General features: G+C 40.4%; 14 protein-coding genes and 1 pseudogene. 14 read left to right on the forward strand and 1 reads right to left on the reverse strand.

The genetic code is table 11. The features are described 5' to 3' along the window. Positions 1 to 297 (forward strand): annotated as a pseudogene (locus T356_RS21285) (RNA-guided endonuclease InsQ/TnpB family protein); the annotation flags it as partial. A 39-nt stretch (positions 298 to 336) separates the two neighbouring features. Continuing rightward, positions 337 to 849 (forward strand): GDSL-type esterase/lipase family protein, encoded by a 513-nt coding sequence (locus T356_RS0108470; protein ID WP_026514122.1) that lies wholly within the window; start codon positions 337 to 339, stop codon positions 847 to 849. Positions 850 to 854: 5 nt separating this feature from the next. On the opposite strand, the gene T356_RS0108475 is transcribed toward T356_RS0108470, so the two are convergent. Further along, a complete protein-coding gene (locus T356_RS0108475; protein ID WP_026514123.1) occupies positions 855 to 2,147 on the reverse strand; it encodes a hypothetical protein in 1,293 nt (430 codons plus the stop codon). A gap of 255 nt (positions 2,148 to 2,402) precedes the next feature. On the opposite strand from T356_RS0108475, the gene T356_RS0108480 reads away from it, so the two are divergent. The 12 genes from T356_RS0108480 to T356_RS0108535 all read left to right on the forward strand — a co-directional run bounded on the left by T356_RS0108480 (position 2,403) and on the right by T356_RS0108535 (position 14,745). Further along, a complete protein-coding gene (locus T356_RS0108480) occupies positions 2,403 to 4,013 on the forward strand; it encodes an ABC transporter substrate-binding protein (RefSeq protein ID WP_026514124.1) in 1,611 nt (536 codons plus the stop codon). An 18-nt stretch (positions 4,014 to 4,031) separates the two neighbouring features. Beyond that, positions 4,032 to 5,012, forward strand: a complete 981-nt coding sequence (locus T356_RS0108485; protein ID WP_026514125.1) for an ABC transporter permease — start codon at positions 4,032 to 4,034, stop codon at positions 5,010 to 5,012. Next, positions 5,009 to 5,839, forward strand: coding sequence for an ABC transporter permease (locus tag T356_RS0108490; RefSeq protein ID WP_026514126.1), 831 nt, complete (start codon positions 5,009 to 5,011; stop codon positions 5,837 to 5,839). The genes T356_RS0108485 and T356_RS0108490 overlap by 4 nt, the downstream gene beginning before the upstream one ends. A gap of 9 nt (positions 5,840 to 5,848) precedes the next feature. Beyond that, a complete protein-coding gene (locus tag T356_RS0108495) occupies positions 5,849 to 6,769 on the forward strand; it encodes an ABC transporter ATP-binding protein (RefSeq protein WP_026514127.1) in 921 nt (306 codons plus the stop codon). After that, positions 6,759 to 7,364, forward strand: coding sequence for an ABC transporter ATP-binding protein (locus T356_RS0108500; RefSeq protein ID WP_026514128.1), 606 nt, complete (start codon positions 6,759 to 6,761; stop codon positions 7,362 to 7,364). Before T356_RS0108495 ends, T356_RS0108500 begins: the two co-directional genes overlap by 11 nt. A 234-nt stretch (positions 7,365 to 7,598) precedes the next feature. After that, the gene (locus T356_RS0108505; protein WP_026514129.1) at positions 7,599 to 10,043 is read left to right on the forward strand and encodes a hypothetical protein; all 2,445 of its coding nucleotides are present in this window, start codon (positions 7,599 to 7,601) and stop codon (positions 10,041 to 10,043) included. A gap of 186 nt (positions 10,044 to 10,229) precedes the next feature. Next, the gene (locus T356_RS0108510) at positions 10,230 to 10,661 is read left to right on the forward strand and encodes a DUF5071 domain-containing protein (protein ID WP_155839006.1); all 432 of its coding nucleotides are present in this window, start codon (positions 10,230 to 10,232) and stop codon (positions 10,659 to 10,661) included. Between the two features lie 69 nt (positions 10,662 to 10,730). Beyond that, entirely contained in the window at positions 10,731 to 11,168 is a 438-nt protein-coding gene (gene ifs / locus T356_RS0108515; protein ID WP_026514131.1) for an NAD glycohydrolase toxin immunity factor, read from the forward strand. After that, on the forward strand, positions 11,149 to 11,349 hold the full coding sequence (locus tag T356_RS0108520; RefSeq protein ID WP_026514132.1) for a hypothetical protein: 201 nt from the start codon (positions 11,149 to 11,151) through the stop codon (positions 11,347 to 11,349). Before ifs ends, T356_RS0108520 begins: the two co-directional genes overlap by 20 nt. A gap of 1 nt (position 11,350) precedes the next feature. Beyond that, positions 11,351 to 12,214, forward strand: coding sequence for a hypothetical protein (locus T356_RS0108525; RefSeq protein ID WP_026514133.1), 864 nt, complete (start codon positions 11,351 to 11,353; stop codon positions 12,212 to 12,214). Between the two features lie 25 nt (positions 12,215 to 12,239). Further along, positions 12,240 to 12,650, forward strand: coding sequence for a hypothetical protein (locus T356_RS0108530; protein ID WP_026514134.1), 411 nt, complete (start codon positions 12,240 to 12,242; stop codon positions 12,648 to 12,650). An 871-nt stretch (positions 12,651 to 13,521) separates the two neighbouring features. Next, positions 13,522 to 14,745 (forward strand): DUF6348 family protein, encoded by a 1,224-nt coding sequence (locus T356_RS0108535; RefSeq protein WP_026514135.1) that lies wholly within the window; start codon positions 13,522 to 13,524, stop codon positions 14,743 to 14,745. Positions 14,746 to 14,954: the final 209 nt, after the last annotated feature.

Below are 14,954 nucleotides of genomic sequence, written 5' to 3' on the forward strand. Positions count from 1 at the left end.
AAGTTTGTTCTCACGGAAGAAAGCTACACATCAAAGGCAGACTTTCTTGCAAAAGACTATATCCCTGTGTATAAAAAGAACAGTTCAGGAAACTACTTTTTCTCAGGAAAGAGGATACAGAGAGGACTTTACAGGCACTACGATGGTACAATAACAAATGCAGACATAAATGGAGCTGCAAACATCTTAAGGAAAGTATTCCCAAAGGTAAGTCAATGGGATAGAGGCATAGTGGACATGCCTTGTTCTGCAGGATGCATAGAGCATCCTACAGGTTCATGCCGCTCTGCGGCATAACAGAAACCCTTTCCGACGTGGAGTCGGTGAGGGTAGTTCATGGGAGGCAGATATCCTGAAGAAACCAGGTGGGCTACGATTGTGAGAAAAGAGCTTGAAGGCTCATATGAAGTAATAGAGGAGGGAATGAACGGACGGCAGCTTCCTTATGTGTCGGACAGTTACTTTACGGGTATCCTTTCAAAGCTTACATGCGAAGACGTCTTTTTAATGATGCTTGGCACAAATGATATCTTGCTTACCTATAATCCGGATCCGAAGCAGGCCATAGAAAAGATGAGGAATATCCTGTCATACATAAAGGACAGTTTCAAAGGCACGTTCATTATGATCGCGCCTCCATACATTGAAGCTACAGAGCCCGGCTTGCAAAGGTATAACGATGCAAGTATTGAAATGAATAAGCACTTTATGGAACTTGCAAAAGAGTATGATATAAAAGCTCTTGATGCCTCTTCATGGAACATAGAGATGGGCTATGACGGAGTCCACTTCTCTGTTGAAGGGCATAAACGTTTTGCTGAAAAGCTTCTAAGTGCCGGCGAGTTATAGCACTATCAATTCTCTTTAAGCTTTTTATCTACAACTTTTGCGGCTTCTTCAAGTTGTTCAGGTGTTGCTTCATCATATGGTATCCCGCGGTCCTTTAATTCAAAAATCATATTGTCTATGTAAGCGCGTCTCTCTTTTTCGCCATAGTTAACCCACCAGCTATAGTAATATTGAAAACTTTCGTCATATTTTAAAAAATGATCCTTAAGTTCCTGAGGGCTTACATCCTTTCGACAATGTACACCATAAGCCTTTGCATAATAAAATAGTTCATCATCATAAAACTCAATATCGGCGATATAAGCAATTGCACAGTTTTCGCGTGTTACTTGTACAATCTGACCTGAGGTCTGCATACATCTATTATCAAGTCCGATATCAATCATCAATGTCATTGCCTGTTTGAACTGTTCTATTGGCAATTTGACTGACTTTTGGAAACTTTTCAAAGTATAAGCGTCATAGATAAAAATATCAGTAAGTGTTGATTGAATCCCGTCCCTTGTTTGCCTTGGATATGCTGTTATAACAGGAGAATATAACTTGAAAATGTCTGCCCCTTTTGGAATGATCTTATAGGTAAAACATTTACAGACGATTGTCGGAGGCTTATATTCTTCTGATGAGATTTCAACAGTTACTTGATTTCCATTTAGCTTATCAATCTCTATAACTGTTTGTAAAAAGCCTAATGCTCTTGTCTCTGCATCATCAAGACGAAAAAAATCTTCTGAATAGAAATCATATTTTGGAAAAACTTTTCTTCTTTCTTCGCTTGTTTTTATAACGAATACAGAGGCTACTTTTTTTAAAGAATTGCTTATTTTATATTTATGAAAGCCTGAACTCTTTATCTGCCCAAGTTCAATAACTTTTTCAAGATCGTCATCGGTCATATTAAGCATAAGTTCTGCCAAGGCATTACATTCAATATATGAAGGAGCAGTTGATTCATCGGACAACCATTTGGCTATGTTATCCCATTGTAAAGAGTTATCGCTATTTTTGAAATAAGCCATGTAATTATCATGCGCGGAAGAATCAATATCTTTTTCAGCAGCTTCTTTGTACTGTGCAAGGTCCGATAACTGCCATATTCCATCGATGGTACAGAATTCACTTTTTGCAGGCTTTTTTTCATCAAAAGCAAAATTTTCCCAGCTATAAAAATCATGCATCCACGAGCTGATTTCTCTTTTGCAGTAGGCATTCTTAGCTTTAGAAAATGCCGTTAACATCAGTAAAACTATAAGCACCCATTTTATTATTATATTCTTATTCTTTTTATTGTCATTCATATTTATATTTACAGTAAAATCAATTATTTATTTCTGCACAGAGTGTTTGTGCACGTTTTTTAGAGGAAATATATCATGCCAAAAACGAGATGTCAATTTTTCTATAACATTTAACGGCGTATTTTATCCGCCTTATCTTCATATGCAAAAATATTTTTTCGCGATTACGTCTGATTTTAACCCCCTGGGGGGCTTAAAACCGCCGCTTATCTAACATATAATGCATACGACAATTAAATAATCGCGGAGGAAAATATGAAAAAGAAAACTACAGCACTGATTACTGCAACACTCATGTTATTATCCGTTGGATGCGGTAAGGTCGCAAATAACGTTTCTGCAAGTCAGAACACGGACGACTATGAAAGCATCAACATCTATATCGGAACGACTGTTTTCGATAATGCAATGGATCCGATCAAAGGATTCATGTCTCAGGGGTATCCCTTTATAAATGAACCACTAATTCAAGTAAATACAGATTCAGAGTATACCGCATGTCTTGCAAAAGACTGGGAAATCTCGGATGACGCACTGACTTATACATTTAATCTTCGTGACGATGTAAAGTTCAGCGACGGGAGCGATTTTACAGCGGAAGACGTTGTTTTTACCTATGAACAGGTAAAAGCAAATCAAGCCAACAACTCAAAAGCAGATCTCACACATCTTGAGTCTGTTACAGCTGACGGAGACTACAAAGTAGTATTTAAACTCGATGAATGCTATTCACCGTTTCTCGATATAACATCAATGCTGCAGATTGTTCCAAGTGATGCTTACGACAGCACAACATTCGACACAATGCCCATCGGAACAGGCGCATATAAGGTTGCACAGTACGATGCAAACCAGCAGATCATTGTGCAGGTAAACGAAAACTACAGAGGTGAAAAGCCCGACATCGAGCAGGTAAACTTCATCAAGATGGATCAGGACACCGCTTATTCCAACGCTGTATCCGGTCAGCTCGACGTAGTTATGGTCAGCTCAACATATATCAATGAAAAAATTGAGGGCATGTCCCTTCATAAACTCGAAACCATGGACGTTAGAAATGTCAGCCTTCCCACACTTGAACCCGGCACAATGAAGGACAGCAAGGGTGAAGAACACAAGGTCGGAAACGCGGTTACCTGCGACAAGGCAGTAAGAAACGCACTTGCTATCGGAATCAACAGACAGGAGATCATCAACAACGCATTTAACGGCGAGGGACGCCCCGCAGTAAACTTTACCGACAATCTTCCCTGGGCTTCAACAGATGACTACGAGGACAACAGGGCAGATGAGGCAAAAGAGCTTCTTGAAAATGCCGGATGGGTTGATACAGACGGCGACGGTATCAGAGAAAAAGACGGGCTTAAATGCGCCTTTGAAATAATTGCTCCAGGTAATGACGAGGACAGATACAAACTTGCAACCGCTCTTGCTGAAAACGCAAAGGATCTTGGAATCGAGATTTCGGTCAGAAACGATTCATGGGACGCAGCGGTAGAAGAGCAGAACACAACTCCCATCGTATGGGGATGGGGACAGTTTAGTCCTACAGTTCTCTATAAACTCTTTTCTTCAAACATGTTCCTTGAAGAAAAGTACGCAAATGTATCGGGATATACAAGCCCCGAGTGTGATGCTGCAATGGACAGAGCTTTATCGGCATCATCAAGTGAAGAAGCCTATAAAGCATGGAAAGAGGCTCAGGCTATATGCGATGCGGAGTATCCTTATCTTTATCTTGTAAATATTGAGCATTCTTATTTTGTAAAAGACAATCTTGATATCAAAGAAGACACGCAGATACCTCATCCACACGGTCACGGAACACCTATTATCTGTAACCTCAAGGACTGGGTATTAAACTGACAATAAAACGAGGACACTATGATAAAAAAGAAGAACGTACTATCCGAAACGCTGCGAATGATCATACTTCTTTTCCTGGTGAGTTTCCTTGCATTTGTTCTTATTGTGAAATCACCTATAGATCCGCTCGTTTCGTATATCGGAACCGAATCGACTCTTTCTCAGGAGGCAAAAGATGAGATTGTGGAATATTGGGGGCTTAACGATCCCCTTCCCGAGCGCTTTGCTACCTGGCTTGTAAATATTCTGCACGGTGATATGGGCACATCTATAACATACAAAAAGCCTGTTATCGACGTCATCAAAACAAGATTTGCATATTCGGTAGTACTTATGATGCTTGCATGGGCATTTTCGGGAATACTTGGCTTTATCGTTGGAATAATATGCGGAATAAGGCAGGGCGGATTTTTCGACCGTATCATAAAGCTCTTTTGCCTGACAGTTAAATCAGCTCCGACCTTCTGGCTGGGACTTATGTTCCTTGTCATATTCGCGGTTGAGCTGGGGCTTTTCCCTATAGGAATGGCTGTCCCCATGGGCAAGCTTGCAAGTCAGGTTACTATCTGGGACAGGCTCCATCACCTGATCCTTCCCGTAATAACACTGACGGTTGCAAATATCAGCGAGATCGTGCTTTACACAAGACAGCGCGTCGTTGAGATTATAAACAGCGATTTTATTCTCTACGCAAGGGCGAGAGGCGAAAATGAAAAGCAGATAATTACTCGTCATGTCCTTAGAAATGTTATTCTTCCGGCTATCACGCTCCAGTTTTCATCTTTTAGTGAATTGTTCGGCGGAATGGCTCTTGCGGAAAACGTTTTTGCATATCCCGGAATCGGCACCGCCACAACTGCCGCGGCGCTTAACGGAGATGCTCCGCTGCTTCTTGGGATTGCACTTATAAGTGCCGTTTTCGTATTCACAGGTAACCTGATAGCAAATATTTTGTATGGGGTATGCGATCCCAGGATAAGGGAGAGCGAAGCAAAATGATGAAAAAGACATTAAACAGAAAAATTGTGATCTCAATATTTATATGCCTTGCTTTTTTTTATCTGATAATTATCTTTTTATGGGGAATGTTTATGAATCCCGCAAAATACGGTGTCAACTACGCCGATAAGCTGGTTGGCCCCTGCAAAGAGCATCTTTTTGGAACGGATGCGATGGGCCGGGATATGTTCAACCGCTGCATAAAAGGTCTTTCAAACAGCCTTGTGATAGGACTTGTAGCTTCAGTATTCAGCTCGGTCGTTGCACTTATCTTTGGTATAGCTTCCGCGGTACTTGGCGGCGTCACAGATAAAGTTATAAAACTTGCGGTTGACCTCTGCATGGGACTTCCGCACCTTGTTCTCCTTATCCTTATTTCATGTATGCTTGGAAAAGGAAGCCTTGGTATAACTTTTTCTGTCGCGCTTACTCATTGGCCTTCGCTTACCCGAATAGTAAGACAAGAGGTCCTTCAGCTTAGATCTTCACAATATGTAAAAGCGGCTGCAAGAATGGGAAAGAGTCCTTTTACCATAGCTGTCACACATATGCTTCCGCACGTTATACCGGCCTACCTGATTGGCCTTGTACTTCTTTTCCCGCATGCCATCATGCACGAAGCGTCCATTACGTTTCTGGGATTTGGCTTGTCAAAAGAGGTTCCGGCCATCGGTGTGATCTTGTCCGAATCAATGAACTACATCACAACGGGCAAATGGTGGCTTGCTGTTTTTCCGGGGATCATGCTTCTTATTGTTGTCATTTTATTTGACCTTATCGGCGAGACTTTAAAGAAGCTCTGGAATCCCGAAAGCGGAAATGAGTAAGGAGGCGCTATGAAAGAAAACATATTAAAGATTGAAGATCTGGTTGTCGCATTCAGTATGTACAAAAGTGGCACCTTTAAAAAAGAAAAACTTGAAGTAATACATTCTCTTTCTCTTGATGTGGATGCAGGTGAGATTGTTGCGGTAGTTGGTTCAAGCGGCTCGGGAAAAAGTATCCTTGCAAGCGCGGTCCTTAATCTGCTTCCGGGAAATGCTGTTACAGGAGGCAAGATTACCTACAAGGGAAAAGAAATCACGAAAGAAAGACAAAAGGAATTATTTGGAAAAGAAATCGCGTTCATCCCTCAGTCGGTTGATTACCTCGATCCTCTGATGAAAGTCGGAAAGCAGGTTCAAGGTGTATTCGGGACAGATGAAAGACGAAAAGAGCTCTTTTCCAAATATCGCCTTGAAGAAGATACAAAGAATAAATATCCTTTTCAGCTTTCGGGCGGAATGGCAAGGCGCGTTCTTATAACAGGCGCAGTTATGGGAAAACCCGATCTTATAATCGCAGATGAACCTACTCCCGGTCTTGACCTTGAGATGGCAAAAGAAACTCTGGATCACCTTAGATCTTTTGCTGACAACGGAGCTGCGGTACTTCTAATAACTCATGATATAGATCTTGCGCTTAACGTTGCAGACAGAGTTGCGGTATTCTATGCGGGAACCATAGTAGAAGTTGCGCCCAAATCTGATTTCCTTGCGGGGAAAGATGCCTTGAGGCATCCATACAGTAAGGCATTTATCGATGCACTTCCTCAAAACGGATTTAAACCAATTCCCGGCTCCCAGCCTTATGCCGGAAGTCTTCCGAAAGGGTGCCTTTTCTTAGATAGATGTCCGTACAAAGATGATGCCTGCACTGCAGAACAAGCGGAACGCGAGATAAGATCCGGAAAGGTAAGGTGTGCGCATGCTTCTTGAAGCCAATAATATAACATTCAGATATACAGAGAAATCACCTTTGATCTTAAGAGACGTATCTATCAATGTGGCAGAAGGTGACAGAATCGGCATCGTGGGACCTTCAGGATACGGAAAAAGTACTCTTGCCAAGATACTCGCGGGATATGAGAAGCCTACATCCGGAACTGTGACTTTGGACGGAGCTCCGCTTCCAATGAAGAGTTTTTGTCCTGTACAGATGATATATCAGCATCCGGAACTTGCTGTAAATTCGAGATGGAAGATGGCAAAGACGCTCAATGAGTGCTGGCATCCGGACGATTTCTTTCTTGAGAAAATGGGAATTGAAAAAGAATGGCTGAAAAGATGGCCTTCAGAGTTATCAGGCGGAGAGCTTCAGCGTTTTTGCATCGCCAGGGCACTTGCCCCTGAAACCAAATTTCTCATCTGTGATGAGATCTCAACCATGCTTGATGTGATCACTCAGGCACAGGTCTGGAATATCCTTCTGGATACTGCAAAAGAACGCAATATGGGCATGGTAATTATCACCCACAATCTTGCACTTGCTAAGCGCGTGTGCACCAAAATCGTAAAGGCACAGGAGCTTTAACTACTGGTTATTGCAGACTGTGCAAGGCATAAAAGCCAAGGGGGTTCCACAAACGCCCTTACACAATGAACATTAAAAAAATAAAGCGTAAACACCTTGAAACATGCGTATTTCGAGGTGTTTATTTTTATTTTAGAATTTTTTGTTTAAGAAAAAAAAATTGGCTCCGATAAAAATAATGTGCGAAAGAAAAAAACAAATTGATAACAAGCCAACATGACTTGGAGGTAGAAAATGAAGAATAATAAAATCATGAAAATCGTAACAATCGGAATTGCAACATTGATCGCAACAACAAGTATACCTGTAAATGTAATGGCCATGGAAGGCGAAGTTATTGAGAGTTCAGAAGATCTTCAGGAGAGCTCAAACGAAGAGTCAAATGAAGATACATATAATGAATCAGTAGAAGAAGCAATGGAAGCTGAAGAAGTTGCAGAAGAAACTGTTGAGACAGCAGAGGAAGCTTGCGAAGTAGTTGAGTCAATCGCAGACGGAAACGAAGAGGCAGGATTCGAGGCAGTATCTGCTGAGGACGGCGGAGCAGTTGCACAGGAAAGCGTTGAGGCATTTGCTGAGGCAGTTGAAAATCTCAACGTAGCAGAGACAGTTAGCGAAGCAGCAGCTGATCTTCAGGCAGCAGAAGAAGAGCTTGAGGTTGCAGATGAGGCTGATCGCACAGCAGATGAGAAGGCTGTAGAGACTGTTGAGAACGTAGTAGCAGCACAGTATGTAGCAGAAGAGGCAACAAAGAAAGTTGCTGAGACAAAGGCACAGACAGACGATCTTGTAGAGATCATCACAAACGCAGATTCATCAGCAGAGCAGGTAAGCGAAGCACTTGAGGCATATGACAAGCTTACAGCTGATGCAAAAGAAGACATCGAGATTAAGAAAGTTATTTTTGAATCACTTTGCGACAAGTTTGAGAATGCAAAGAAAGAGCTCGAGGGCGCTCAGAAAGTATACGAAGAGACAGTAAAGAGCCTTAAGAGCACAGACGGAAATGTTAGCAAGGCAGCTGAGAAGCTTGAGGATGCTAAGAAGAATGTAGAAGTTCTTGCAGAGGCTTGCGACAATGCTAAGGAAGATCTTGAGAAAGAGCAGGCAGCAGTAGAAGATATCCTTGCAAAGAAGGCTATTTCTGATAAGAACAAGGATTGGAAGACACAGGATAAGCTCATGGAGAGCATTATCAGCGGATATATCATTCCTACTTTCATCGATAAGGATGCAACAAATATTACATACACAGAGATGCTCAGAGGATTTGATCGTCAGAACAGCTCATATACTGTTGTTACATATTTAGATAAGGACAACAACACAGTAAAGCGCTATTTCAACATTGACAGAACAGACAGACAGTTCAAGGACAACGATCAGTGGTACAAGCTTGGAAGCTCAAGAGAGATCGTAGTATACGAGAAGCCTGAAGAGGATATCACATCTTCAGTTTATCAGAAGAATCACTTTGGAAATCTTAGTGTTACAAGCCAGTTCAAGGCAGATGTAAATTCTGGAAAGTATGATGTATATTCATTTGATTATGCAGACGGAACAAACGAGTACAAGTGCATCGATGAGTTGAAGGCCGGAGTTGAAAGCGGAGAGATCGAGTTAGTAGACGGTGTTTACTACATGAACGGCACTGCAGCTCGTAAGATCGTTCAGACAACAAGCGGAAATGCAAAGGGAATCAGAGTTTCAACAAAGGATGATGAAGGTCTTAAGGCATTCATCGAGAACGCTTCAAAGCTTGTTGAGAAGTATGAGAAGTATGGCGAGAACATCGCAGATGCACAGGACAAGATCGAAGAGGCTTCAGATAAGGTTGAGGCATTAGAGGAAGCAATCGACGGTATCGAAGAGGACGGACTTAGAGTAGCAAAGGTTGTAACATCAGATTTCGTTGCAGGTCTCAGAACATATGTAAGCGAAGCAGACATCGAAAGAATTCTTGCAGCTGATTCAGATGAGAAGGCAGTAGAGATCCTTGAGGAGATCCTTAAGAGTGCAAAAGCAGAGCTTGATGATGCAGAAGCAGAGCTTGACGAGCTTATCGAGAAGCGCGAAGAGATCGGCAGACAGATCGGACAGAAGGAAGTTGAGGCTGAGGTTGAGACAGTAGAAGAGACAGTTGAGGTTGTAGAGGTAGCAGAGACAGCAGAAGTTGTAGAGGCAGAAGAGAACGAAGAGGCAGCAGAGGTTAATGAGACAGAGAACAAGAGCGTAATCGAGACAATCGTAGCAGTAATCGCACAGTACTTTGTAAATGTAGAGGCTCCCGTAGTTGCAATTCCTGAATTTGTAGAGAACATCGTAGCAGATAACACAAATGAGAACAGAACAGAAAGAGCTTCACGTTCAGAGAGAGCAAACGGTGGAAATGCATCAACAGTAAGACAGAACACAGAGTCAACAGTTAGCGGCGATAGCGATATGATCGAGCAGATCCTTGGAGCAAGAAGATACAACGATAATAACAACAATAACAACAAGAACGTTAAACTTGGAAAAATGAACAACGGTAAGTCTTACACAGGTGTAATTGTTGCAGACGATGCAGGAACACTTGCAAGAGACACAGAAGAAAACAACGTAGAGATGAATTGGTGGTGGATCATCCTTCTCGCAATTCTTGGAATAACAGAGAAGATCAGACCTATATTCTCATAAAAAACGTTTAGTAAGAGCAATGCCATTTATATAGTCTTACAATGAAAAAAGAGCTGACAGTCATTGACGATTGTCAGTTCTTTTTTTGCTGTACAAATGTTTATTAAATGTGTATAATACGTTATGGATATATTAACTATTTAAAACATATAAAAAAGCGCAATATTGGGTGAAAATGCTGTAGACATGGGTGCTTGGAACGAATTTTATAGTGCCGAATTATCGGCTGAAATAATTAATAAATACAGTGAAGAACTGCAAGCTATGGATCATCCGGAGGAAATTTTAAATTTCAGTCTCTTTAAGAACAAGTTTGCTGTTTTTAATTACATAAGAGTAGTGAAACGCATTGGTTATCCAAAGAACAGTGTTTTTATCGAAGATCTGATGAAGGGACTTCAGGATGCAAACTGGCCCTTTTTCAATGAATTACTGGAGCTTTTTAAGAGTGCGTATCCAGAAGAACTTCTTGTAAAAACAATAGATGAATTTCTTGTTGTTGCAGATGATGAAGGCGATTACATGTGGATTTCCGGATTGGCTATGCTGATTGATTATTTAGGAGCAGATATTGAGCGCTTCAGGAATAAAAAGATTTTGGGGAAAAGAGAATTTTAGGGGAGTTAAATATTAACGCTTATAGCGCGGTTATGAGTCCGCGAATAAATTAAAGGAGAGAGAAAAGATATGAAAGAGACATATACTATAACTAATTGCAATGGTGGAGAAGCAGTTGAAGAAGCAGTGGTATACGGTATAAGAAAAGGGAACCTTAGATCCTATTTCTACGGAATGGACAGCGATTACAGGATTGTGGGACGTGATACAGGTAGCTGTGATTTAACGGATGTAGGATATCTGATCGAAGCGGGTTTATATCCTGTTTTTCAAAAATACGGATTTGGATTGGCCGGACTTACCAAAAGAGCATTGGAAGAAATGATAAATGGCGATCCTAAGGAATATTCTCAGGTATATCAATATGTAGTGCATGAAATGGGATTAAGAGATAAATATAGTGATTTGCCGTTTACTATAGTTGATAAAGAGTTTATTGATAAAATGAAAAAATCTAAAAACTATTCTGGGTCGGAGCTGCTTGAAAGTGTACAAGGAATTGGATGAATTTACAGGACATTCTTTTATAAAAAATATGGATTTCTTGAAATACTTTTTTGAGATGGTATTTATGGACCATGATTCCGAAGGGACAATTTATATTGAGAAATTAAAATACCTTGCGGAATATAACGGTGTCGGAGTTGAAGGAGCCGGCGGACATTATGACCCAAATGAGGAAGATTGAAATGACTAAAGATGAAATAATACGTGAGTATTATGATTATATTACAAGACCGGAAGAGCTTAGGTATAGCCATGACAGATATATGGCTGAGCATGGAATAACAGAGGAAGATACGGAAGCTTACAGAAATAAGCTTATCGCAAACCTTTCATATACCCCTTTTGAGAAAAGAGATATCGTTGTTAAAGAACTTATAAAGCCCCTTCTTAAGGAACACGGCTTTAAAACCGGTGGTAATACCTGGTGCAGGAAAATTACCGATAGTTTAAAGGTAGTGATACACATGGAAGGATATAGATTTTCTTTTGCTGCATCGGGCGCTATATTTCAACTGATCATCAGTTTATTTGAGAGTAAAGAAAAATTAAAGCCACAGCACGGAATAGGAGAACTCTCCATAGATAGCAGATATTTTTTGCCTTATTATGGAATGGAATCTCCACTATATAATGTTTTAGGCTATCGTATCGACGGATACCGCGACTATCTGCCGATTGATATTCCGATTGATGAGGTCAAAGAGTATTTTAGAACCGATCTTGAAAAATACATCTTACCGGAACTCCTTAAAATAGAGAGCCGCGAAGACTATGAAAAGATGTATGCCAAGTATGGCAGTGAAAAAAGGTGGAACGATCTTGATATCAGAATTGCCTGGTTTATACAGCGAGTAATGAGTACCTTTACTTCGTATCGGGCAGACGGAAAAGATTATGAAGATCTGGTTAATTATAAAAAAGAACTGAAACTAACAGGGAAAGAGATTCTTGATAACCTTGATCTGGCAGATGCGATGAGATGTAATCAGGATTTTACTAAATTTGATGCTAAGCCACTTCTCATAAAGCTTGCTAACGAAGAATAGACTACAATGCACATAAAGGTGAGAGATGAAAACTATCGCAAAATCGAAGTTCATAACAGGAACACTCATATGTGTTATTGATTGGATACTTATCTTTTTTCTGCCTATAACACTTGATAAAATTTTTAAGGGTAAATTCATAGTATTATTATCAATACTCATTCTTACTGCTATAAATTATTTGGTTGTGAGAAGTACAATTGGTGTAAAAAATATAAAAAACAGCATTATCTGTGTTGGCGGAACATTTTTACTAAACATTATATTTTTTTACTTGATATGCATGATTGGTGGTAGATCTTTGAGCGATAAAGTCGGGTTAAACATAGTGATATATATCTATATTATTAGCCTGAGCATTATCTTTTTGCTGGTACCGGTAATTATAAGCGGATTGTTAGTTAATAAAAAGGAAAAGGACAATCAAATTTCATGACTGCATTGGCCAAAATAAACGTTTCAATATTGAAGTAGCTTTACGGACATTAGAACCCGAAAAATGATGTGTACACGTAGAGATAAGTGAATGTGGGAATGACTTTACGGGCATAGAATCTCGGAAATTGATTTGTGTACGTAGAAATAAGTGAATGTTGGAATGATTTTACGGGCATAGAATCTCGGAAATCGATTTGTGTACGTAGAAATAAGTGAATGTGGAATGACTTTACGTGCATAGAATCTCGTAAACCGACTTATGTACGTAGAAACAAGTGAATATAGGATTGATTTTACGGGCATAGAATTCCGGAAATTGATTTATACCCGTAGAACTAAGTTCATGAGTTATGGTTCTGCCTGTATATTATGTTGATGAAAAAGTGGCAGTTGATTTTATGGCTAAGATTTTGCCTATATCAAGACATTTGAAATATAGGTAGTTGAATTAAGCTAAAAACAACTGCTACTATTCCCAAAAGCCTTTATATAGGCATGATTCAAATTCGAAATTCAAATGCCTCTATTCGCGGTCTCCCTGATATAGGCAGAATAACACCCCAAAAATCAAATGCCTATTTGGACAATATAAAGGTAGTGGCAGGATAGAAGCCTTACGTATAAAAAAGTCTTCCCGTAAAGTCCTGTAAAATCTTCCGCGTCTTTCGTAAAGTCTTCTTCTAAGGTGAATTTTACCGGAATACTAAAGTGTGTTATACGTAAAATATCAATATAATGGAGCTTGTGTAGCGTCTTGTTGACAATTTGAAGAATTATTCCACTTTGCAGAGATGAAAAGTCAGCGAAACACTGCACTAGAAGGATGTTGCCATCCATACAGTAATGAGAAAAAGAGTAGTGAAAGAATAATGGGTATATTTGATAAGTTTAAAAAGAAATCGAAATCGGATGAAGTGCAGATTAAGGATTTTACAAGCACTGAAGAAATAAAGGAGCATTTATTGGGAGATATCCTTCCTGCCACTTTGGCATGTCAGGTGCAGAGGCAGGGTGATGTATTATATCTTCCCGAGCTGAATACCGAACTGTCAGTCAATGTAAATATGCCTGATCCGCGGCAGGTTGGCCTTGAGTTTTTTGTATTCAACAAGTCATTTGCAAAACACTTTTATGAATATAGTGCAGGAGCAGGAACTGATACCAGGTCAGCTGTAGGTATGGCAGTATCTTCATTTGTATTCTGCTTCATGGATGGATACAAGCGCATGATCATGAAGGAAGAGCCGACAGCTTTAGTTACAGACTTTGCAGGTAAGCATCATGAGTGGAACTGCTATATAAGTGACACAATTTCTGTCGGTATGGGAGATAAGGAAAAAGACTGTTCAGGTGAGCAAAGATCAGCTTTTTGGGAGCTGCTGGAGCCTGAGCTCAAAAAGCGTTTGGGAAATCAGAGAGTATCATTTGTGAAAGTATATGCTGCGAGATTTCCGGAAAATGCCATCGGTGAAGTGAGAATAGATGATGTTGAGATCCATGAGCTTAGTGAGATGGTCCGCAGGATGGCTGAAACATGGAACGTGCAGCAATTTGTCTCCACAAAGCAGTTTTTCTTTATAGAACAAAACGCCGAGTCCTATATGCCTTCCTTATATGACGGGCCTGATGGATTTCAAAAGATGCGTTCCCATGTGGTCGAATATCTGAAACTTTTTGCAGCTGCCGATACACAGGAACTCTACGGAAGACTTGGCGAAGATGCTACTGCCAAGATCGGCGATGCAACACTCGCTTGGGAATGCTATTGCTTCCTCACAGAAGTAGCAGCAATGAATGCATTCATGGACAAGGTCAAGGTTTCTGACATTGTAAAGCTTGTAAAGGAAGATGGAAGCGAGACGGAAATATGCCTTTCAAGTTTATCCGATTACAATATGCTATGTGATTGCCTGAAAGATATAATCAACAAAAGAGATTTCGGCGGCAATACAGATAAACTCTGGCAAGAACTTGTCACAACCAGCTCCATATGCAATGTTTTGAACAACGCCCTCAACTCCGGAAGCAAATTGGAGAACCTGAGCATCTTACATATGTCCTTCATGGTGAGCAAGGATTTTGAGCTGAGATAAAACCGCGTTGCTTGATTCATAATAGTTCAGTATGCATGTTATAGGCGATTTCCTAAGGCACAGGGGCGCAAAAGCATACTAAATGATGGCAAAATAGCAATTTTATATGTCCGCAGTATTTCGTAAACAGCCGGGGCACGGAGGTATCCGTTTGGAAATGCGCCGTCTTCGTACGAGGATGATGTTTTTCAAAACTTATAAAGCTGCAA

Origin of the sequence: Butyrivibrio sp. LB2008 (assembly GCF_000621565.1) — a bacterium.
In the GTDB taxonomy this organism is placed as follows: Bacteria; Bacillota; Clostridia; order Lachnospirales; family Lachnospiraceae; genus Butyrivibrio.